At 63.4% G+C, this 21,206-nt stretch carries 25 protein-coding genes; 20 read left to right on the forward strand and 5 right to left on the reverse strand.

Annotated elements, in window-relative coordinates; all coding sequences use genetic code 11:
- Positions 1–58: 58 nt before the first annotated feature.
- Entirely contained in the window at positions 59–403 is a 345-nt protein-coding gene (locus ACLFLU_RS19490) for an MmcQ/YjbR family DNA-binding protein (RefSeq protein WP_426413773.1), read from the reverse strand.
- A 128-nt stretch (positions 404–531) separates the two neighbouring features.
- Here ACLFLU_RS19490 and ACLFLU_RS19495 point away from each other — a divergent pair, with 128 nt between their 5' ends.
- From ACLFLU_RS19495 to ACLFLU_RS19515, 5 genes are all read left to right on the forward strand, one after another.
- Positions 532–1,158 carry a PadR family transcriptional regulator gene (locus tag ACLFLU_RS19495; RefSeq protein ID WP_426413774.1) on the forward strand — a complete coding sequence of 209 codons (627 nt, stop codon included), beginning with the start codon at positions 532–534 and terminating at the stop codon, positions 1,156–1,158.
- A 288-nt stretch (positions 1,159–1,446) separates the two neighbouring features.
- A complete protein-coding gene (locus ACLFLU_RS19500) occupies positions 1,447–3,102 on the forward strand; it encodes an acetolactate synthase large subunit (protein WP_426413775.1) in 1,656 nt (551 codons plus the stop codon).
- A 107-nt stretch (positions 3,103–3,209) separates the two neighbouring features.
- The gene (locus tag ACLFLU_RS19505) at positions 3,210–5,036 is read left to right on the forward strand and encodes a chloride channel protein (RefSeq protein WP_426413776.1); all 1,827 of its coding nucleotides are present in this window, start codon (positions 3,210–3,212) and stop codon (positions 5,034–5,036) included.
- Positions 5,037–5,060: 24 nt separating this feature from the next.
- Positions 5,061–5,408: a Lin0512 family protein gene (locus ACLFLU_RS19510; protein ID WP_027535184.1), complete on the forward strand. Its 348-nt coding sequence runs from the start codon at positions 5,061–5,063 to the stop codon at positions 5,406–5,408.
- 4 nt (positions 5,409–5,412) lie between these two features.
- Positions 5,413–6,105: a GNAT family N-acetyltransferase gene (locus ACLFLU_RS19515; protein ID WP_426413777.1), complete on the forward strand. Its 693-nt coding sequence runs from the start codon at positions 5,413–5,415 to the stop codon at positions 6,103–6,105.
- A gap of 31 nt (positions 6,106–6,136) precedes the next feature.
- On the opposite strand, the gene ACLFLU_RS19520 is transcribed toward ACLFLU_RS19515, so the two are convergent.
- Positions 6,137–6,706, reverse strand: coding sequence for a hypothetical protein (locus ACLFLU_RS19520; RefSeq protein WP_426413778.1), 570 nt, complete (start codon positions 6,704–6,706; stop codon positions 6,137–6,139).
- A 246-nt stretch (positions 6,707–6,952) separates the two neighbouring features.
- Between ACLFLU_RS19520 and ACLFLU_RS19525 the strand changes: the two genes are divergently transcribed.
- The 6 genes from ACLFLU_RS19525 to ACLFLU_RS19550 all read left to right on the forward strand — a co-directional run bounded on the left by ACLFLU_RS19525 (position 6,953) and on the right by ACLFLU_RS19550 (position 10,782).
- On the forward strand, positions 6,953–8,149 hold the full coding sequence (locus ACLFLU_RS19525; RefSeq protein ID WP_426413779.1) for a serine hydrolase domain-containing protein: 1,197 nt from the start codon (positions 6,953–6,955) through the stop codon (positions 8,147–8,149).
- 95 nt (positions 8,150–8,244) lie between these two features.
- The gene (locus tag ACLFLU_RS19530) at positions 8,245–8,454 is read left to right on the forward strand and encodes a YgaP family membrane protein (protein WP_426413780.1); all 210 of its coding nucleotides are present in this window, start codon (positions 8,245–8,247) and stop codon (positions 8,452–8,454) included.
- On the forward strand, positions 8,451–8,972 hold the full coding sequence (locus tag ACLFLU_RS19535; RefSeq protein ID WP_426413781.1) for an RNA polymerase sigma factor: 522 nt from the start codon (positions 8,451–8,453) through the stop codon (positions 8,970–8,972). The genes ACLFLU_RS19530 and ACLFLU_RS19535 overlap by 4 nt, the downstream gene beginning before the upstream one ends.
- Positions 8,973–8,975: 3 nt before the next feature.
- On the forward strand, positions 8,976–9,317 hold the full coding sequence (locus ACLFLU_RS19540) for a carboxymuconolactone decarboxylase family protein (RefSeq protein WP_426413782.1): 342 nt from the start codon (positions 8,976–8,978) through the stop codon (positions 9,315–9,317).
- A gap of 31 nt (positions 9,318–9,348) precedes the next feature.
- A complete protein-coding gene (locus ACLFLU_RS19545; protein WP_426413783.1) occupies positions 9,349–10,014 on the forward strand; it encodes a DUF429 domain-containing protein in 666 nt (221 codons plus the stop codon).
- Positions 10,015–10,077: 63 nt separating this feature from the next.
- Positions 10,078–10,782 (forward strand): glutathione S-transferase family protein, encoded by a 705-nt coding sequence (locus tag ACLFLU_RS19550; protein WP_426413784.1) that lies wholly within the window; start codon positions 10,078–10,080, stop codon positions 10,780–10,782.
- Between the two features lie 7 nt (positions 10,783–10,789).
- Here ACLFLU_RS19550 and ACLFLU_RS19555 read toward each other — a convergent pair whose 3' ends face one another.
- A complete protein-coding gene (locus tag ACLFLU_RS19555) occupies positions 10,790–11,161 on the reverse strand; it encodes a tRNA-binding protein (protein WP_128961888.1) in 372 nt (123 codons plus the stop codon).
- A gap of 107 nt (positions 11,162–11,268) precedes the next feature.
- Here ACLFLU_RS19555 and ACLFLU_RS19560 point away from each other — a divergent pair, with 107 nt between their 5' ends.
- A complete protein-coding gene (locus ACLFLU_RS19560) occupies positions 11,269–11,634 on the forward strand; it encodes an ArsC family reductase (protein ID WP_426413785.1) in 366 nt (121 codons plus the stop codon).
- Here the strand turns inward: ACLFLU_RS19560 and ACLFLU_RS19565 are convergent.
- On the reverse strand, positions 11,631–12,278 hold the full coding sequence (locus ACLFLU_RS19565) for a hypothetical protein (protein ID WP_426413786.1): 648 nt from the start codon (positions 12,276–12,278) through the stop codon (positions 11,631–11,633). The two genes, ACLFLU_RS19560 and ACLFLU_RS19565, sit on opposite strands and share 4 nt — an antisense overlap.
- Positions 12,279–12,619: 341 nt before the next feature.
- Here ACLFLU_RS19565 and ACLFLU_RS19570 point away from each other — a divergent pair, with 341 nt between their 5' ends.
- From ACLFLU_RS19570 to ACLFLU_RS19600, 7 genes are all read left to right on the forward strand, one after another.
- Entirely contained in the window at positions 12,620–13,375 is a 756-nt protein-coding gene (locus tag ACLFLU_RS19570) for an ABC transporter ATP-binding protein (RefSeq protein ID WP_027535192.1), read from the forward strand.
- Positions 13,368–14,114, forward strand: coding sequence for an ABC transporter ATP-binding protein (locus tag ACLFLU_RS19575; RefSeq protein ID WP_426413787.1), 747 nt, complete (start codon positions 13,368–13,370; stop codon positions 14,112–14,114). Before ACLFLU_RS19570 ends, ACLFLU_RS19575 begins: the two co-directional genes overlap by 8 nt.
- 47 nt (positions 14,115–14,161) lie before the next feature.
- Positions 14,162–15,385: an ABC transporter substrate-binding protein gene (locus ACLFLU_RS19580; RefSeq protein ID WP_426413788.1), complete on the forward strand. Its 1,224-nt coding sequence runs from the start codon at positions 14,162–14,164 to the stop codon at positions 15,383–15,385.
- Between the two features lie 72 nt (positions 15,386–15,457).
- Positions 15,458–16,321 carry a branched-chain amino acid ABC transporter permease gene (locus tag ACLFLU_RS19585; RefSeq protein ID WP_426413789.1) on the forward strand — a complete coding sequence of 288 codons (864 nt, stop codon included), beginning with the start codon at positions 15,458–15,460 and terminating at the stop codon, positions 16,319–16,321.
- Between the two features lies 1 nt (position 16,322).
- Complete coding sequence (locus tag ACLFLU_RS19590; protein ID WP_426413790.1) at positions 16,323–17,291, forward strand: branched-chain amino acid ABC transporter permease; 969 nt, start codon at positions 16,323–16,325, stop codon at positions 17,289–17,291.
- Positions 17,292–17,445: 154 nt separating this feature from the next.
- On the forward strand, positions 17,446–18,090 hold the full coding sequence (locus tag ACLFLU_RS19595; protein ID WP_234680631.1) for a DUF47 domain-containing protein: 645 nt from the start codon (positions 17,446–17,448) through the stop codon (positions 18,088–18,090).
- A gap of 15 nt (positions 18,091–18,105) precedes the next feature.
- Positions 18,106–19,110 (forward strand): anion permease, encoded by a 1,005-nt coding sequence (locus ACLFLU_RS19600; protein ID WP_426413791.1) that lies wholly within the window; start codon positions 18,106–18,108, stop codon positions 19,108–19,110.
- Here the strand turns inward: ACLFLU_RS19600 and sugE are convergent.
- A complete protein-coding gene (gene sugE, locus ACLFLU_RS19605) occupies positions 19,103–19,417 on the reverse strand; it encodes a quaternary ammonium compound efflux SMR transporter SugE (protein WP_426413792.1) in 315 nt (104 codons plus the stop codon). The genes ACLFLU_RS19600 and sugE overlap by 8 nt on opposite strands.
- A gap of 156 nt (positions 19,418–19,573) precedes the next feature.
- On the opposite strand from sugE, the gene ACLFLU_RS19610 reads away from it, so the two are divergent.
- Entirely contained in the window at positions 19,574–21,193 is a 1,620-nt protein-coding gene (locus ACLFLU_RS19610; protein WP_426413793.1) for a peptide chain release factor 3, read from the forward strand.
- Positions 21,194–21,206: the final 13 nt, after the last annotated feature.

Below are 21,206 nucleotides of genomic sequence, written 5' to 3' on the forward strand. Positions count from 1 at the left end.
CTGACTTTAGTCAGATATAAATTCGCCGTCAATCGCGCATCCGCTGCTGACGCGCACTCTAGCCCAGCCCAAGCTCCTTGCGCGATTTGCGCGTCAGCTTCGCGACGATCAACGCATGGGCCTGCGCGAGGTAAGCCGTCAGCTCCGCATCCGGCAGCGCATTGTTGCTGACGAGCTGCACCCATTTGGCTCGCGCCAGATAGGGCGCCGGGCGCGCGAGGCCGTGCTCGATCAGCATGGAATAGGCCATGTTCGAGACCTTGAACATGTAGCTTGCGGTAAAGCCGCCGCTCAGCGCGAACATCTTGCCGCCGACCTTGAACACGGAAGTGCCTTCCCATTGCACCACCTTGGCAGCGGCGGGCAGGCGCAGGCAGCGGGCCTCAAAGGTCTTGGGAGTCATGCGATTGCAATAGCGGACATCCGCCCGGCTCCGCGTCCATTTCTGCTGTCTGATCACGGACCCGTGATTTGTGCCTCGATTATCGCAAATTAGATCGTAAGATATGTTTTGAGAAGGAGACGTAAGATATGTTTGGCAAACACCGAGACCACAGAGACTTCCACTTTGGGCACTTCGCTCATTTCGCCATGGGCCGGCACGGCGGACGACACCGCTTCGGCCGCGGCGGGCATGGCTTTTTCGGGCGCGGCGGCGACGAGTTTCCAGGGGCACGGCGGCTGTCCTCGCAGGACCTCCAGCTCGTGATCCTGGCGCTGCTCGCCGAAAAGCCCGCGCATGGCTACGAGCTGATCAAGATCATCGAGGAGCGCTCGGAGGCGTTCTACACACCTAGCCCCGGCGTCATCTATCCGGCGCTGACCTATCTCGAAGAGGTCGGTCACGCGAGCGTCGCGCAGGATGGGGGCAGAAAACTGTACAGCATCACGCCGCAGGGTGAGGCCTATCTCGCCGAGCAGCGCGGGACGGCTGATGCGATCCTCCAGGCGCTGTCGCGGATCGGACGCCGTATGGACGAGGTGCGCGAGGCCTTTGCCGGTGTCAGTGATCTCGATGCCGATGCCTCCGACGAGCTGCACCGCGCCCGCCACAACCTCAAGCGCGCGTTGCGTTCCAAGCACGGCAGCGACTCCGCTGAGGCGCGTCGTATCGCTGGAATTCTGGAGCGCGCAGCGGCGGAAATCCTCGGCAAGTGAAGCAGGACGCCGTGATCGTGCACCTGCAAGGCGCGCGGCTGCGGCCCGCCGTGTCTGCAACAGAGAAACGAGCTACAGAACCAACGCTCCTGCTCTCCGTCGTTGCGAGCGTAGCGAAGCAGTCCAGATTGTCGCCGCGGAAAGATTCTGGATTGTTTCGCCACCCTCGCAATGACGCCGTTGATGCAATTGCGCGCCTCTTTGTGAGTTGTGCCGGAACGGTAGATCGCTACGATGCGATTGCTCCTGATCACAGGATACAGCACAGCGAGCACAAGCGGAGGCGACATGAGCGAACAGGAACGCAAGGTCAAAGGATCGGATCTGTTCGTCGCGGCGCTCGAGAACGAAGGCGTCGATCGCATTTTTGGCGTGCCCGGTGAGGAAAACCTCGACCTCGTCGAATCGCTCCGTACCTCCAAGATCGAGTTGGTCCTGACCCGCCACGAGCAGGCCGCCGCCTTCATGGCCGCCACGCATGGAAGGTTGACCGGCAAGCCCGGCGTCTGCCTCTCCACGCTTGGCCCCGGCGCGCTCAATTTGTCGACCGGCGCGGCCTACGCGCATCTCGGCGCGATGCCGATGATCCTCATCACGGGGCAAAAGCCGATCATGAGCAGCCGGCAAGCGCGCTTCCAGATCGTCGACGTGGTCGCGACCATGAAGCCGTTGACCAAGCTCTCGCGGCAGATCATCAGCGCCTCCAGCATCCCGACCGTGGTGCGCGATGCCTTCCGCGTGGCGATGGAGGAGCGGCCGGGACCCGTGCATCTCGAACTGCCCGAAGACATCGCGGGCGACGAGGTGCCGGCCGTTCCCGTGATCCCGATCCATCCGATCGAGAGTCCCGTTGCCCACCGCGCCGCGCTCGATCGTGCCGCCGAGATGATCTTGGCCGCAAAGCGTCCGCTCGTGATGATGGGCGCGGCGACCAGCCGGCCGCGCTCGACCCACGGCATCGCGAGCTTCGTGCGGCGGACCGGCATTCCGTTCTTCACCACGCAGATGGGCAAGGGCACCGTTCCCGGTGGCACCAATCTCTACATGGGCACCGCGGCGCTGTCCGAGCGCGACTATGTGCATGACGCGATCGACGCCGCGGATCTGATCGTGGCAATCGGCCATGATCCGATCGAGAAGCCGCCCTTCATCATGGGGCCGTCGGGGCCTAAGGTGATTCACGTCAACTACACCTCGGCCAGCGTCGAGCTGGTCTATTTTCCCGACGCCGAGGTCGTCGGCGACGTCGGCCCGAGCCTGGAGCTTCTGGCCGACCGGCTCGAAGGCAAGCTGCCGCAGGCGGCCGCGCTGTTGCCGTTGCGCGAGGAAATTCTCAACCACATCGCCGACCGCGCCACCGAGACGCGATGGCCGCCGACGCCGCAGCGCATCGTGCACGACATCCGCCAGGTCATCCCCGAGAACGGCATCGTCGCGCTCGATAACGGCATGTACAAGATCTGGTTCGCGCGCAACTACCGCACCCGCGTCGCCAACACGCTGCTGCTCGACAATGCACTGGCGACGATGGGCGCCGGCCTGCCGTCGGCGATGATGGCCGCGATGCTCTATCCCGATCGCCGCGTGCTCGCGGTCGCCGGCGACGGCGGCTTCATGATGAACAGCCAGGAGATGGAAACCGCCGTCCGTCTCAAGCTCAATCTCGTCGTGCTGGTGCTGGAGGACAACGCCTACGGCATGATCCGCTGGAAACAGGCTGTCGACCATTTCGCCGATTACGGCATGACCTTCGGCAATCCCGATTTTGTGCTCTACGCAAAGGCTTATGGCGCCAAGGGCCACCGCATCGAAAGCATCGACAGTTTTGGCCCGACGCTGGATGCTGCGTTTACGGAGGGCGGCGTGCATTTGGTTGTGATTCCGATCGACTATTCGGAGAATGTGCGCGTGCTGGTCGACGAACTGCGGGCGCGGCAGAAATAGGAGAAAATTCTCTGAAATGGCATGGAGGATCATACCAGCCATTCCTTGAAATATATCGTTCTACGATATATTTCGGGCGCGAAGAAGCCTCCTGATAAGAGACATCCATGCGCCAGACCCCCGACATGACCGGCGGCCTCCCGCGTCCGCGCGGCAAGCCCGGAGATTTTACCGCCGACCGCCGCGTGCTGGTCCTGATCGGCATGGCGCTGCTGGTCGGCAGCCTCGGCGCCGGGGCGGCCTGGGTGCTGCTGAAGCTGATTGCGCTGGTGACCAATCTGGTCTGGTTCGGCCATTTCAGCACCGAGAATGTCTCACTTGCGAATGCCCATCCCGGAATTTGGATGGTGCTGGCGCCGGCGCTCGGCGGTCTCGTGATCGGTTTGATGGCGCGGTTCGGGTCGGAGAAGATCCGGGGCCATGGCATCCCTGAGGCGATTGAGGCGATCCTGATCGGTGGCAGCCGGATGCAGCCGAAGGTCGCGATCCTGAAGCCGCTGTCCTCGGCGGTGTCGATCGGAAGCGGCGGTCCGTTCGGTGCCGAGGGACCGATCATCATGACGGGCGGGGCGATCGGATCGATCTTCGCCCAGTGCTTCCATCTCACCGCGGCCGAGCGCAAGACGCTGCTGGTCGCGGGCGCGGCCGCCGGCATGACGGCGATCTTCGGCACGCCGATCGCGGCGGTACTGCTCGCGGTCGAGCTGCTGCTGTTCGAATGGAAGCCGCGCAGCTTCCTCCCCGTGGTGACGGGAGCGGTGATCTCGGCGGCGTGGCGCCCGCTGCTGTTCGGGACAGGACCGCTGTTTCCGTTCGCAGAGCGGCCGGACTTGCCCTGGTGGGGCCTCGTGGCTGCGATCGGCGTCGGCATCGTCGCCGGCCTGCAATCCGGGCTGATGACGCGGCTGCTTTACGCCATCGAAGACATGTTTGATCATCTGCCGCTGCACTGGATGTGGTGGCCGACGCTCGGTGGCCTCGTCGTCGGCCTTGGCGGCCTGATTGATCCGCGCGCGCTTGGCGTCGGCTATGACGTCATAGCCGATCTCCTGTCCGGCCACATGGTGCGCGACGAAGCGATCCGGCTGCTGCTGGTGAAATCGGTAATCTGGGTGGTCGCGCTGAGCTCGGGCACGTCGGGCGGCGTGCTGGCGCCGCTGCTGATCCTCGGCGGCACGGCCGGCTGGATGGAGGGACTGGTGCTGCCCGGTGGCGCATCATTCTGGGCACTGGTCGGCATGGCCGCGATGATGGGTGGCACGATGCGCTCGCCGCTCACCGGCGTAATGTTCGCTATCGAGCTGACCGGCAATATCGACATGCTGTTGCCGCTGCTGGCGGCGACCGGCGCGGCGCACGCCGTCACGGTGCTGCTGCTCAAGCGCTCGATCCTGACCGAGAAGATCGCGCGCCGCGGCCAGCACATCACGCGCGAATACGCGATCGATCCGTTCGAGCTGATGCGGACGGCCGATGTCATGGTCACGAATGTCGACACGCTGCCGGTCGACATGTCGGTCGACGCGGCGGTTGATTTCTTCACCTCGGATCAGCGCCGTCACAAATCCTATCCCGTCGTCGCGGCCGATGGACGGCTGTCCGGCATGGTGACCCGCGCCGATGTGCTGCGCTGGCGCACCGAGGGTGATCACCAGGCCGCGACGCTCGACGACGTTGTGTCTGACACCTCGGTGGTGGTGGCGCATCCCGACGATGTGCTGGGGCGGGTCGCCGATCTCATGGTCGCCTCCGATCGCGGGCGTCTGCCGGTGGTCGATCGCGCCAGCCATCGCGTGGTCGGCCTGGTCGCTCGCAAGGATTTGCTGCGGATTCGCGCGGTCGTGAACGCGCAGGAGGAGGACCGCAACGCATATTTCCTGCGCGAAAAGGCGCTTGTGCCGGAGGCGCGGATCGCGGAAGGTCAGCCCCTCTGAACACCAGCACTGACAGGAATGATCATGACTCGCGTTCGCTGTATCACCGAGATGGGCATGGGCGTCGACGTCCATGGCCGGGACGCCACCAAGGCGGCGAAGCGGGCGGTGTCGGATGCGATCCGGCATTCGAGCCTTGGTTTCTTCCGGATGATCGGCAAAACCGCGAACGACATGTTCGTCGACGTCACGATCGGCGTGCCCAATCCCGAGGCCGTTGACAAGGAGGCGGTCGCCAAGGAGCTTCCCTACGGCACCGTGACGGTCAACGCCGTTAAGGGCGGGCTGGAGATTCCCTCGGCCACGGAGCAGGCCAACGACCCCATCCTCATCGCCAACGCCGCTGTCATCGTCAGCTTCGACAAGGATTAGGCCGGTGTCCGAGAGCGATGTGCGGCTACTGGATCGTCCGATCTGGAGCGCGCTGACGACGAGCCATAAGCATCTGGCCGAAGGTGGCGCGCGGGCGCTGCGCTATCCCGTGGACATGACGCCGTTCGCCGACATGGTCGACATGTCCGCGGCAAGCTTTGCTGCGCTCGGTGACCTCATGTCGCCCTCGCAGGTCGCCGCGCTGTTCACGCCAGAGCCGGTCGATATTCCCGCAGGCTTCAAGGTCGTGCTGGCCGAGACCGGTGAGCAGATGATCGGATCGCCCGCCGATAGCCCGCTTCGCGATGCCGAGATCGTCACACTTGGTCAGGCCGACGTTCCGGCGATGATGGCGCTGACGGCGTTGACCAAGCCCGGACCGTTCGCCCTACGGACGCACGAGCTCGGCACGTTCCTCGGCATTCGCGCCGGCACTGAGCTGGTCGCGATGACGGGCGAGCGCATGAAGCCGGGCAAGTTCGTCGAGATGACGGCCGTCTGTGTTCACCCCGACTATCGCGGGCGCGGTTACGCGCAGGCGCTGCTCGCCGCGGTCGCGCGCCAGATCGAGGCGCGCGGCGAGATTCCGTTCCTGCACGTGTTCTCGAACAACAATTCCGCCATTGCGCTCTATCAGCGCCAGGGCATGCGCATCCGCCGCCGTCTGCACGTGACGGCGTTCATGAAGCAGGGGTGAGGGCCCGGCGGCGTGCGCCGGGCCGCCGACCTTAAGTCGTGTAGTCGACGAGCAGCGCACTCGATGCGTTGGAGGACGCCGAGTTGCCGCTGGAGCTATAGGAGGTCGACTGGCTGGTTGCGTTCTGGAGCAGCGAGATCAGCTCCTTCATCAGCTCCGCGGTGGTGGCCGAAGACGAGCTGGACGAGGAATCGGACGAGGAGGTCGAGTCCGTACTGCCGGTGCTGCTCGTGCTCGATGAGCCGCTGCTGCCATCGGGCGGCGGTGGTGGCCCGCCGGCGCCATTGGCGCTGCCGGAGAAGGTGTTGGCGAACACGTTTTTCAGCTCGCTGGCCTGGTCGCTGGTCAGCTTGCCGCTCGACACCTCGTTCTGGATGAGATCGTCGATCTTGGACTGCATCTCGTCAGCCGAGGGCGGCGACGACGAGCTCGCGCTCGATGCGCCGCTCTTGAGCGACGAATCGATGTCGTCGAGCGCGGACGAGAGCGCGGACTCATCGCTCGAAGAGATGGTGCCCGCCGAGACTTCCTTGGTGAGCTCGCTCTTAAGGCGGTCGAGTGGGGAGTAGGAATTGGTGGTCGTTGCGGAGATCGAGGTCATTGCCGGTCACCTTTGATGAAGTTTGGGATACGCTGAACATGACCGTGAGGCTAAAGGTCGCGCGCTTAATGAGGTCTTGCCGCAAGGATTGCTGGCGTTTTCGTTGTGTTGCTCGCACGGGTGCAAACACGCGGCGAAACAAAAATGCGGGTGTTGCCGGCGCTGCCCACACCTCGCGCGAACGGGCTTCCCCGCGGCCGATTCGTTGCTATATCCATCGCAACCAATTCGGGGAGGGGACTATTCATGGACGCCAGGACAACAAATAAGGCACCGGATTTTTCCGCTGCGCGGACGGCGATGCAGCGTTACGTCGATCAGGAGATCATCCCCGGCGTGTCCTGGGCGGTGCTGCGCGGACGCGAGGTGGTCGATCAGCAATGCGTCGGCTTTGCTGATCGCGAGGCGAAGACGGCGCTGCGGCCCGACCATATCTTTCGTGCCTTCTCCAACACCAAGATATTCGTCACCTCTGCGATCATGCTGCTGGTCGAGGAGGGGCGTGTCGGGCTCGATGACGCGATCGAAAAAGTCCTGCCGCAGCTTGGCAATCGCAAGGTGCTGAAGCAGGGCGCTTCGAGCCTCGCCGATGTCGAGCCAGCAAGAAGCCCGATCACGATCCGGCAACTTCTGACCCACACCTCGGGTCTCAGCTACGGCATCTTCGATCCCGGCTCGGTGCTGTTCAAGGGCTACAACGAGGCGGGCGTGCTCAATCCGTTGACGCCGCTGACCGACATGATCGACAAGCTGGCCGATCTGCCGCTGTCCTATCATCCCGGCACCAGCTGGGAATATTCGGTGGCGACCGATGTGCTCGGCCGCGTGGTTGAGGTTGTCTCGGGAAAGCCCCTCGATGCCTTCTTCAAGGCACGCATCTTCGATCCGCTCGGCATGACCGATACCGGCTTCTCCGTGCCCGAAGCGCAGCAGGGCAGGTTGGTCGCGCACTATACCGGCGCCGACGTACTTGATCCGACGAAGCCGGGCCTCACCCGCGCCGACAATCTGCCCTATCCGCAGGCCTATCGACGGCCGTTCCCGCGGCTGTCGGGCGGCGGCGGGCTGGTCTCGACCCTGCCGGACATGCTCGCTTTGGTGCGCTCCCTGTTGCCCGGTCCGGATTCGCTGCTGAAGCCGGAGACGTTGCGGATGATGATGACCAATCAATTGTCGGAGGGGCAGGTCATCCGCTTCGCCAATCTCGGGCCGATGCCCGGCAAGGGCTTTGGCCTCGGGGGGGCCGTCACCTTCGCTCCAACGCAGTTCGATCCTCCGAACTCGACCGGGGAATTCCAGTGGGGTGGGCTCGCCGGCACCCATTGGTGGATCTGCCCTGAGGCCAATACCGCCGGCGTCCTGATGGCCCAGCGCCATCTGGGGTTCTGGAATCCCTTCTTCTTCGAGTTCAAGCGCCTGGCCTACCAGGCGATCGGAGGCTGACCGCGGAAAAATTGCAGGCGCCCGCGAATCCTTTTGCGCGATCGGGCCCTCTTCACAGTCGAGGCATTCCGCCTCGGCTCGTGTTGGAGGATGTGATGGCGTTTTACAGGAAGAGTATCGGTGGCCTGCACCAGGCGGTGCGGGTGGCCGCGGGGATCGCCGTGGCGATCGCGGCATTGGTTTATCTCACGGGTGCGCCGGCATGGCTGGTCGCGCTCGGCGGTGCCGCCTTCGCGGTGACCGGCCTCGTCGGCTATTGCCCGATGTGTGCCATGGCCGGTATCGGCAGGGGAGGCGTGTCGTGAGTGCGGCTGTGATCTCGCCAAATCTGTTCGAGGCGGCGCGGCTCGGCGATCCCCAGGCGATCGCCCGTCTGCTCGAGACGGCGCAGCCCGATATCCGCCGCTACGCACGCGCGACCTGCCGCAGCTCGGCGGATGCCGAGGACGCGGCGCAGGAAACGCTGTGGATCCTGTTTCGGCATGTCGGCACGATCCGCTCGCTGTTAGCATTTTCGGCCTGGCTGTTCAGCGTGGTCCGCCGCGAATGCCTGCGCCTCGCGCACAAGGCAGGCCTCGCGGCGTCGATCGATGAGAGCCAGGCGGAGGCCGTGCTGCTGTCGCGGCCAGAGGCCGATCTGCGGCTCGACGTGGCCGCAGCCTTCGAGGCGCTGCCACCGCATTACCGCGATGTCGCGCTGATGCGCGACGTCAAGGAAATGACCATCGACGAAATCGCCGAAGCACTCGGCGCAACGCGGCAGACCGTGAAGGCCCGCCTTCATCGCGCCCGCGCCCTGATGCGCGAATATCTGACGAGATGAGCCATGAGCGATTATCAAACCCCTGACGATCTGAAATCGATCCCGGCCTTCGTGGCGCTGGCGCCAATCGAAGCCAACGCATTCCTCGCGTTCAACCACGCGGTCGAGCGCAAGGACGGACTGATTCCGCCAAAATATCGCGAGCTGATCTCGCTTGCGGTCGCGCTCACCACGCAATGCGCCTATTGCCTCGACGTGCATACGGCGCAGGCGGCGAAAGCCGGCGCCACGCGCGAGGAGGTGGCGGAAGCCTCACTGATTGCGGCGGCGGTGCGCGCCGGCGGCACGCTCGGCCATGCGCTGCTGGCGCAGCGGCTGTTCGCGCGGCATAAGGGTGAGGGATGATCGAGCGTTGGTTGGCGGCGGGACCGGACATGTGAACAACTATCTCGGTCTCGACGGATTTCGTTTCGGTTGGGTCGCAGCCTGGATCGATGATCGCGGCGATCATGGCTTCGATTACTCGCCGGGCCTCACGCGTCTGCTCGCAATGCCGAATGCGCGCGCGATGATCGACATGCCGATCGGATTGAAGCCAACCGGCTATCGAACATGCGACCTGCGTGCACGCGAAATGGTGGGCCCCGCGGTGTTTCTCGGGGCTCGCCGCGACCTCTGGTTATTTTCTGACATGACGGCGGCCAATCGCCACTATTGGACGCACGAAGGCAAGGGCAGGGGCGTCTCGGCGCAGCTCTGGAACATCAGGGACAAGATCAGGGACGTCGACGAGATCATGACGCCGGCGCGGCAGGCGATGATCGGCGAGGCCCATCCGGAATTGATCTTCTGGAATCTCGCGAGGCAAGTCCGGCTTGCGAAGAAGACATCGGCGGAAGGCCGCGAGCAGCGCATCGCGCTGCTGGCGCAACGCGGCTTCACGAAGCTGCCGAAATGGCTGACACAGCGCCATGGCACTGGCATCGGCCGCGACGATCTCATCGATGCCTGCGCCTGCTCGGTTGCGGCGCGCGACAGCACGGAGCGCGTCGGCGGGGATGAGATCGATCCGCGCGGTCTACGGATGGAGATCAATTATTGAGCCTTGTGTGATACTGCGTCTCACCTAGATTAGATCCGCTTCAACAGCAGATTGTAGGTACCGATGTCCGATCTCTCCGCCTTTGCCATCACCAAGCGCTGGCCTGCCAAACATCCGGAGTTGCTCCAGCTCTATTCGCTGCCGACGCCGAACGGCGTCAAGGTTTCGATCATGCTGGAGGAGATCGGGCTGCCTTATGAGGTGCATCTCGTCGACTTCGGCAAGGACGACCAGAAGACGCCGGAGTTCCTCTCGCTCAATCCGAACGGCAAGATTCCGGCGATCCTGGATCCCAACGGCCCCGGCGGCAGACCGCTGCCGCTGTTCGAGTCGGGTGCGATCCTGCAATATCTCGCGGAGAAGACCGGCAAGCTGCTGCCGCAGGATGCCGCGCGCCGTTACCAGACCATCCAGTGGGTGCACTTCCAGATGGGCGGCATCGGGCCGATGTTCGGCCAGGTCGGCTTCTTCCACAAATTCGCCGGCAAGGATTTTGAGGACAAGCGGCCGCGGGACCGGTACGTCAGCGAAGCCAAGCGCCTGCTCGGCGTGATGGAGACGCATCTCGCCGGCCGGCAATGGTTCATGGACGACGACTACACCATCGCCGACATCTCCATGCTCGGCTGGGTGCGCAACCTCATCGGCTTCTACGGTGCCGGCGATCTCGTCGAATTCAGCCAGTTCAAATCGGTCGGCTCCTGGCTCGAACGCGGGCTGGCACGTCCGGCCGTCGAGCGCGGGTTGAATATTCCCAAGCGGCCGTGACGAGTCTCTAGAACAGCCGCCCGCCGTTCGGCACCGGCTTGCTCGGCTGCATCAGCACGACCTTGCCGTCGGCGTCGGGGAAGCCGAGCGTCAGCACCTCCGAGACGACAGGCCCGATCTGGCGCGGCGGGAAATTGACGACGGCCGCGACCTGCTGTCCGACCAGCGTCTCGAGCGGATGGTTCTCCGTGATCTGCGCCGAGCTCTTGCGCACGCCGATGGCCGGGCCGAAGTCGATCCACAGCCGCCAGGCCGGCTTGCGCGCCTCGGGGAACGGTTTTGCATCGACAATGGTGCCGACGCGGATATCGACGGCAAGGAACGTGTTGAAGTCGATGGTCGGCGAGGCGGATGCGGCGGGATCGTGGGTGACGTGCATGGTGTGTCCGTTCGGAGGAGGTCGAAAGCGTCGTTGGCAATATTGTCGCGCGAAGCGGAGTTTCGTACAACGCCACAGCACGTCACGACGCATGCGCGAGGATCGTCTTGCCCAACATCATCTACGGCATCAAGAATTGCGACACCATGAAGAAGGCGCGCGCCTGGCTTGACAGCCATGGCGTCACCTACGAATTCCACGATTACAAGGCCGCCGGCGTCGAGAAGGACAAGCTCAAGCAATGGAGCGACAAGCTCGGCTGGGAGACACTGCTCAATCGCGCCGGCACCACCTTCAAGAAACTGCCGGATTCCGACAAGGAAGATCTGACCGAGAAGAAGGCACTGGCGCTGATGCTAGCGCAACCATCAATGATCAAGCGGCCGGTGCTCGAAATCGGCGGCAAGCTCCTGGTCGGCTTCAAGCCGGACATCTACGACAAGGAAGTTGGCGCGAAATCGCGCAAAAGCTAATTCAGCTCGATGATCTCGGTGACGCTCGGACCGCCGGCCTGATCGGCGAATTCGACGACGTCAGCGGCCGCGATGCGTCCGGGCGTGCGGTGAAACAGGTCGCGGTCGATCACCGTCTGCAATTTCGGCCGCGGCAGCGCGTCATTTCCGCGCAGCAGATTCTTGATCTCGAAGCCGCCATCCTCGCAGAAGGTCTTGAGCGAAGCGATGACGTGGCTGACCCTGTCGTCGGTGAGGAAAGGCAGCAGCAGCCGTTCATAGGCCACGACGCGGCCGTAGAGGTCGTCGACCTCGGCAACGCTGTAGACCGGAAGCCCGCGCGCGACGCATTCGTGATAGACCGGCATGACAAAGGGCGCGAGCCGCGGTCCCACATAATCCTCCAGCAGGATTCCCTTGCCGGTATGGCCATAGGCGCGCGAGATCCGTGTGCCCTCGCTCTGAATGGTCAGGTGCGGCGTCGGCGCCGAATTGTCCACCGTGTAGTAGATGAGATCGGACAGCTCTTCCTCGAGTCGCGCGGGCTGATACTCCCAGATCGCCGGCGCAGTCTGCTGGCGCGCATAAAGTCGCAGCCACGTGTTGAGCAGGTCACGCTGCTTGATCGATTTGACTACGGAGGGAGCGGCGCTGGCGAAATCCAAAACAATATTCCCGGCGAATGAAACCGGCACATGATCGCCTGCGGTGGGGAAATTTTTGATGAAGGCTGGCGCGCGGGACCAAAGACCGTTAACGACGGCTTGATGACCGGTGTCTTGCGAACCGGAAGGCCGGCAGGCGCAACATCACAAAACCTCCAACTAAGGGAGCATAAGACTCCCGGCCGGAGGCCTGACCTGCTCAGCTTTCCGCCTTGCCTAACCCCCGTCACCTCCGGCATATTCCGCGCCCGGAGGCGGTGTTCCGGGAAGGCTCCAAGGCCCCCGGAAAGCCGAAGTAACAAGGACAGCCACGCGTATTGCGCGGGCAGGGGGAAATCTGTTTGGCCGATGAGTTCATTCTCGAAACGGAAGGCTTGACCAAGGAGTTCGCGGGCTTCTTCGCCGTCCGCGACGTTGCGCTCAAGGTCCGCCGTGGGAGTATTCACGCGTTGATCGGCCCGAACGGGGCCGGCAAGACGACGTGCTTCAACCTTCTGACCAAGTTCCTCAAGCCGTCTGCCGGCAAAATCCTGTACAAGGGGCAGGACATCACCGCGATGGCGCCGGCCGATGTCGCGCGCTTGGGGCTGGTGCGTTCGTTCCAGATATCGGCGGTATTTCCGCATATGACCGCGCTGGAGAATGTCCGTGTCGCGCTCCAGCGCCAGCACGGCAGCTCCTTTGATTTCTGGCGCTCCAAGTCGGTGCTGAATCAGTTCAACGACCGCGCGCGTGAGCTGTTGAACGATGTGGGTCTCAGCGAGTTCGCCAACACGCCTGCGGTCGAGATGGCCTATGGGCGCAAGCGCGCGCTCGAGATCGCAACCACGCTCGCGCTCGACCCGGAGATGATGCTGCTGGACGAGCCGATGGCCGGTATGGGCCACGAGGACATCGACAAGATCGCGGCGCTGATCAAGCGCATCTCGGCGAAATACACCATCCTGATGGTCGAGCATAACCTAAGCGTCGTGGCCAATCTCTCCGACATCATCACCGTGCTGACGCGCGGGCAGGTGCTTGCGCAGGGCCACTACAGCGAACTCACCAAGGACGAACGCGTCAAGGAAGCCTATCTGGGAGCCGGTCATGCCTGAGACTGCAATGGCCGAGGCTCCGGCGAAGGCCGCAACCGGCGGTAATATCCTCCAGGTCCGCAACCTCGAATCCTGGTATGGCGAGTCCCACATCCTGCACGGGATCAATTTCGACGTGAACGCGGGCGAGGTCGTGACGCTGCTCGGGCGCAACGGCGCCGGCAAGACGACCACGCTGAAGTCGATCATGGGCATCATCGGCAAGCGTGCCGGCTCGATCAAATTCAACAATCAGGAGATCATCCGCGCGACCTCCGACAAGATCGCCCGCATGGGCATCGCGTTCTGCCCGGAGGAGCGGGGAATTTTCTCCAGTCTCGACGTGCGGGAGAATTTGTTGCTGCCGCCGGTGGTACGGCCGGGCGGGCTGCCGCTCGAACAGATCTTCGATCTGTTTCCGAATCTGAAGGAGCGGCTCAACAGCCAGGGCACCAAGCTGTCCGGCGGCGAGCAGCAGATGCTCGCGATCGCGCGCATCCTGCGCACCGGCGCCAGCTTCCTGATGCTGGACGAGCCGACCGAAGGTCTTGCGCCTGTCATCATTCAACAGATCGGTCACACCATTGCGCGGCTGAAGAAGGAAGGTTTCACGATCCTTCTGGTCGAGCAGAACTTCCGGTTCGCATCCACCGTCGCCGACCGCTATTATGTCGTCGAGCACGGCAAGATCATTGACGGGTTTTCCAATTCGGAGCTTGCCGCCAACATGGACAAGCTCCACACCTATCTCGGCGTCTAGGACGGCCCAGAGTCGAACGGCTAAGAAAAATTCACAAGGGAAGTAGCATGAAGACAAAGTCGATTGCGTCGTTTCTGCTCGGCACTGCATTGGCAGTTACCACCGCTGGCGCGGCCTTCGCGCAGGACAAGACTGTCAAGATCGGCGCACTGTCCGATCAGTCTGGCCTCTACGCCGACCTCGGTGGCCCCGGCTCGACCTTGGCCGCGCAAATGGCCGTTGAGGATTCCGGCCTCGCCGCGAAGGGCTGGAAGATCGACATCATCTCGGGCGATCACCAGAACAAGCCGGACATCGGCACCGCGATCGCGCGGCAGTGGTTCGATGTCGACAAGGTCGACATCATCGTCGACGTGCCGAATTCCGGCGTGGCGCTCGCCGTTAACAACGTCGTGAAGGAAAAGAACGGCGTCTACATCAATTCGGGGGCGGCGACCTCCGACCTCACCAACGCGCAGTGCTCGCCCAACACCGTGCACTGGACCTACGACACCTACATGCTGGCTCACACCACGGGCCAGGCTCTGGTGAAGGCCGGTGGCGATACCTGGTTCTTCCTGACCGCGGACTACGCCTTCGGTGCGGCGCTCGAGCGCGACACTACCGCCGTCATCACCGCCAACGGCGGCAAGGTCGTCGGCGGCGTCAAGCATCCGCTCAACACGCCGGACTTCTCGTCCTTCCTGCTCCAGGCGCAGGCCTCCAAGGCCAAGATCATCGGCCTTGCCAATGCCGGCGGCGATACCACCAATACGATCAAGCAGGCCGCCGAGTTCGGCATCGTCAAGGGCGGCCAGAAGCTCGCGGCGCTGCTCTTGTTCCTCACCGACGTCAAGGCGATCGGTCTTGAAACCGCGCAGGGCCTGAACTTCACCGAGACCTTCTACTGGGACATGAACGACCAGACCCGGGCTTTCTCCAAGCGGTTCTCCGAGAAGATGAAGAGCGGCGCAATGCCGACCATGGTGCAGGCGGGCGTCTATGCGGGCGTGCGCCACTATCTCAAGGCGCTGGATGCGCTCGGCGGCAATCCTCATGACGGCGTCAAGGTCGTCGAGAAGATGAAGTCGATGCCGACGGAGGACGAACTGTTCGGCAAGGGTGAGATCCAGCCCAACGGCCGCACCATCCACAACGCCTATCTGTTCGAAGTCAAGAAGCCCTCCGAGTCCAAGGGACCGTGGGACTTCTACAAGCTCGTCGGCACGGTGCCGGGCGATCAGGCCTTCACGCCGCTCTCCGAGAGCAAGTGCGCGCTGCTTAAGAAGTAAGACCAACAGCCCGCCGGCAGCTCGCCGGCGGGCGCTACTTTGGGAACGCCGAAGGGACTGGGTGCTGGATCGATGCAGGCTCTCTACGCACAGCTACTGGTGGGACTGATCAACGGCTCGTTCTACGCGCTGCTCAGTCTCGGGCTCGCCGTCATCTTCGGCATGCTCAACATCATCAATTTCGCCCATGGTGCGCTCTACATGATGGGCGCCTTCGTCGCCTATTTCCTGCTGAACCTCGGCGGCATCAACTACTGGTGGGCGCTGCTGCTTGCGCCGATCATCGTCGGCATCTTCGGCATGATCCTGGAACGGACCATGCTGAAATTCCTGACCGGGCTCGACCATCTCTACGGATTGCTGCTGACCTTCGGCATCGCGCTGATCGTGCAGGGTGTGTTCCAGAACTTTTTCGGCTCCTCCGGCCTGCCTTACGCCATTCCTGACCAGCTCAAGGGCGGCATGAATCTCGGCTTCATGTTCTTACCCGTCTATCGCGGCTGGGTCGTCATCTTCTCGCTGACGGTGTGCATCGCGACCTGGTTCCTGATCGAGAAGACGCGGCTCGGCGCTTATTTGCGCGCTGCCACTGAAAATCCAACGCTGGTGCGTGCCTTCGGCATCAACGTGCCGCGCATGATCACGTTGACCTACGGCCTCGGCGTCGGCCTGGCCGCGCTCGCCGGCGTGCTCTCGGCGCCGATCAACCAGGTCCGGCCGCTGATGGGCGCCGACCTGATCATCGTGGTGTTTGCGGTGGTGGTGATCGGCGGCATGGGGTCGATCATGGGCTCCATCGTCACCGGCTTCGCGCTCGGTGTGATCGAGGGCCTGACCAAGTATTTCTACCCCGAGGCCTCCAACACCGTCGTGTTCGTGCTGATGGTGCTGGTGCTCTTGGTGAAGCCAACGGGATTGACGGGAAGGGCAGCCTGATATGACAGCCTTGACGGACGACACGCTGCCGATGACCCCGCGCGCGATGCGTGACGAGATGATCGTCTTCGTGGTGATGGCGCTGCTGCTGGCCTCGGTGCCGTTCAGCGGCATCTACCCGTTCTTCGTGATGCAGGCGCTCTGCTTCGCGCTGCTCGCCTGCGCCTTCAATCTCTTGATCGGATATGGCGGCCTGTTGTCGTTCGGCCATGCGATGTTCATGGGCACCGCCGGCTACTGCAGCGCGCACGCGCTGAAAGTATGGGCGCTGCCGCCTGAACTCGGCATCCTCGTCGGCATCGTCGCGGCGTTCGGGCTGTCGCTCGTCACCGGCTTCATCTCGATTCGCCGCCAGGGCATCTATTTCTCGATGATCACGCTGGCGCTGTCGCAGCTGCTGTACTTCATCTATCTCCAGGCGCCGTTCACTCATGGTGAGGACGGTATCCAGGGCATTCCGCAGGGGCACATGTTCGGCGTGCTCGATCTGTCCAAGCCGACCGTGCTCTATTATGTCGTGCTGGTCGGCTTCCTCGCGGGCTTCCTGCTGATCTATCGCATCATCAACTCGCCGTTCGGCGAGGTCCTGAAGTCGATCCGTGAGAACGAGCCGCGCGCCATCTCGCTTGGCTACCGGACCGACCAGTACAAGTTCCTGGCGTTTGTCCTGTCTGGGACGCTGGCAGGCTTTGCCGGCGCGCTGAAAGTGTTCGTGGCGCAGAACGCCTCGCTCACCGACGTGCACTGGTCGATGTCGGGCGAAGTCGTGCTGATGACGCTGGTCGGCGGTCTCGGCACCATTTTCGGTCCGGTGGTCGGTGCCTTCGCGATCATCGCCATGCAGCAATATCTGGCCGGCTTCGGCCAGTGGGTGACGGTGATCCAGGGCTCGATCTTCGTGATCTGCGTGCTCACCTTCCGCCGTGGCGTCGTTGGTGAAATTGCCCATTACTTCCGGCGGTCGCTCTAAATCATTGATATTGCACCAATTTGACTGGTGCGCGAAAGCGGTGGATGGTCCGGCTCTGCGGGCGCGATGACACGCGCGCGGCGCGAAAATGGTCTATGACAGTTTTGTGACGGTCCGTTCGGGCCGGGCCATGTCCAACCGGTAGACTATCCCCATGATGCGATGGTTTCGCGCTTTCCTGCCCAAGGAAGAACGGTTCTTCGACCTGTTCGACCGCCACGCCCAGACCGTGATCCAGGGCGCGATCGCGCTCCAGGGCGTGCTGAACGGCGGCGAGGAGACGCCGGTCTACTGTCAGCGCGTCAACCAGTTCGAGAACGATGCCGACAACATCACGCGCGAGGTGCTGACGGCGGTGCGCCGCACCTTCATCACGCCGTTCGACCGCGGCGACATCAAGAACCTCATTACCTCGATGGACGATGCCATCGACCAGATGCAGCAGACCGCCAAAGCCGTGATGCTGTTCGAGGTCCGCACCTTCGAGCCGCCCATGCGCGAGATCGGTGCGCTCCTGATCGAATGCGCCAATCTGGTCGGACGTGCGCTGCCGCTGATGCAGTCAATCGGGCCCAATGTCGCGATGCTGACCGCGATCACCGAAGAGCTGACCAAGCTCGAAGGCCGCGTCGACGATCTCCATGACATCGGGCTGAAGGAGTTGTTCCTCAAGCACCGTGACGGCAGTGCGATGGACTTCATCGTCGGCGTCGAAATCTACGATCACCTCGAGAAGGTGGCCGATCGCTTCGACGACGTCGCGAACGAGATCAACAGCATCGTTATTGAACAGGTTTAGGGCAGGGGCCGCGCCGTGGATGCTGCGTTGGGTCTTCCCGTCCTGGTCGGATTGATTGCCGTCGCGCTGCTGTTCGACTTTCTGAACGGCTTGCACGACGCCGCCAATTCGATCGCGACCATCGTGTCCACGCGCGTGCTGCGGCCGCAGTTCGCGGTGTTCTGGGCTGCGTTCTTCAATTTCGTTGCCTTCACGGTGTTTGGGCTGCACGTCGCTCAAACCATCGGCACCGGCATCATCGATCCCGCGATTGTCGATGCCCAGGTGATCTTCGCAGCGCTTGTCGGCGCCATCGTCTGGAATCTCGTGACCTGGGCGATCGGCATCCCGTCTTCCTCCTCGCATGCGCTGATCGGCGGCCTCGTCGGCGGCGGCATGGCCAAGGCCGGACTATCGGCGGCGGTCTGGAGCGGACTGACCAAGGCGGTGCTGGCGATCGTGCTGTCGCCGCTGGTCGGATTCCTGCTTGCGATGGTGCTAGTTGCGATCGTGTCCTGGCTCTCGGTGCGTTCGACGCCGTTCGCGGTCGACCGCGCCTTCCGCATCCTGCAATTCGCCTCCGCCTCGCTCTATTCGCTCGGCCATGGCGGCAATGATGCGCAGAAGACGATGGGCATCATCGCCGTGCTGCTCTATTCGCAGGGCCATCTCGGCGGCGAATTCACCGTGCCGTTCTGGGTGGTGCTGTCCTGCCAGGCCGCGATGGCACTGGGCACGCTGATGGGCGGTTGGCGCATCGTCCGCACCATGGGCCTGCGCATCACCAAGCTGACGCCGATGCAGGGTTTCTGCGCCGAGACCGGCGGGGCGGCAACCCTGTTCATAGCCACCTTCCTCGGCGTTCCCGTCTCGACCACCCACACCATCACCGGCGCCATCGTCGGCGTCGGCGCGGCCCGCCGCGTCTCGGCGGTGCGCTGGAACGTGGCGAGCTCGATCGTCTATGCCTGGGTGATCACGATCCCGGCCTCGGCCATCGTCGCGGCGCTGAGCTGGTGGGCGGTCCTGATATTCAAGTAACGAGCTTCAGCCCGACAATGCCGGCCACGATCAGCCCGATGCTGGCGAGGCGAAGTGCGGTGGCCGGTTCGCCCAACAGGATGATGCCCAGCGTCGCGGTTCCGACCGCGCCGATGCCGGTCCAGACCGCATAGGCGGTTCCGATTGGCAGGGATTTGAGCGCGACGCCGAGCAGGATGACGCTGCCGGCCATCGCGGCCAGCGTCAGGGCCGACGGCACCAGCCGCGAGAACCCCTCGGTATATTTCAGCCCGATCGCCCAGCCGATCTCGAGGAGACCTGCGGCGAACAGAATGGCCCATGCCATGGCGAACCCTCCGGATATGGCAGGGTCGTCCCCGCAGATGGTGTGGTGAGGAGAATGTCGTCCTTCGCATCCCTATATGGGGGTGGTGCGGCCATTCCGCATTGCGACAAAACGCCCTTGATTGCGTCCGTTTTCCCTGCCAAACGCTGCCCCGCCATGTCCGATACCGCTGTTCCATCCGAATCGCCGTCCCGTTCGCCGCTTTCCGAGGAAGTGGCCCGGCGCCGTACGTTTGCGATCATTTCGCACCCGGACGCCGGCAAGACCACGCTGACCGAAAAGCTGCTGCTGTTCGGCGGCGCCATCAATCTGGCCGGCCAGGTCAAGGCCAAGGGCGAACGGCGCAACACCCGCTCGGACTGGATGAAGATCGAGCGCGAGCGCGGCATCTCGGTCGTGACCTCGGTCATGACCTTCGAGTTTGAAGGCCTCGTCTTCAACCTCCTGGATACGCCGGGCCACGAAGACTTTTCGGAAGACACCTATCGTACGCTCACGGCGGTCGACTCCGCCGTTATGGTGATCGACGCCGCCAAGGGCATCGAGGCGCGGACGCGAAAGCTGTTCGAGGTGTGTCGTCTTCGCGATATCCCGATCATCACCTTCATCAACAAAATGGACCGCGAGAGCCGCGACGTTTTCGAGCTGCTCGACGAGATCGAGAAGACGCTGGCGCTCGACACCACGCCGATGACCTGGCCGGTCGGCCGCGGCCGCGATTTCCTCGGCACCTATGACGTCGTCAATGGTGGCGTACGCCTGCTCGAAGGCGGCGGTGCCAAGACGGGCGCTGCGCAGCAGATCGAGATCGCTGAACTTGCCAAGCTCAATGCCAATCTCGACGTCTCGGCGGTGAAGGATGAGCTCGAGCTCGTCACTGAGGCCTCGAAACCGTTCGAGCTCGACGCGTTCCGCGAGGGCCATCTGACGCCGGTCTATTTCGGCAGCGCGCTACGCAATTTCGGCGTCGGCGATCTCTTGGAAGGCCTCGGCAAGTTCGCGCCCGAACCGCGCGCCCAGGACAGCGACCAGCGCAAGGTCGAAGCGACCGATCCGCGCATGAGCGCCTTCGTGTTCAAGATCCAGGCCAACATGGATCCGAACCACCGCGACCGCATCGCGTTTGCGCGGCTCTGCTCCGGTAAGCTCAGCCGCGGCATGAAGGCGAAGCTGGTGCGCACCGGCAAGAGCATGCCGCTGTCGAGCCCGCAATTCTTCTTTGCCCAGGACCGTTCGGTGGCGGACGAGGCCTTTGCCGGCGACGTCGTCGGCATTCCCAATCACGGCACGCTGCGCATCGGCGATACGCTGACCGAGGGCGAGGATTTCAACTTCGTCGGCGTGCCGAGCTTCGCGCCTGAAATCGTTCGCCGCGTCCGTCTCACCGACGCGATGAAGGCGAAGAAGCTGAAGGAAGCGCTTCAGCAGATGTCGGAAGAGGGCGTCGTGCAGGTGTTCCGTCCGCGCGACGGTGCTCCGGCGCTGGTCGGCGTGGTCGGCGCGCTGCAGCTCGACGTGCTCAAGGCACGGCTCGATGCGGAATATTCGCTGCCGGTCGAGTTCGAGGTGAGCGAGTTCCAGCTCGCCCGCTGGGTTTCCTCGGAGGACCGCAAGAAGCTCGACACCTTCATCGCAGCCAACACCTCCAGCATCGCCGACGATGTCGACGGCGATCCCGTGTATCTCGCCCGAAACGAGTTCTATCTCGGCTACACAAGGGAACGCGCCGAGGGCATCGAGTTCACCAACGTCAAGGACGTCAAGAAGAAGGGCTAGGGCGAAGCCCGGC

The organism is Bradyrhizobium ganzhouense (genome assembly GCF_049949285.1).
Taxonomy (GTDB): Bacteria; Pseudomonadota; Alphaproteobacteria; order Rhizobiales; family Xanthobacteraceae; genus Bradyrhizobium; species Bradyrhizobium ganzhouense.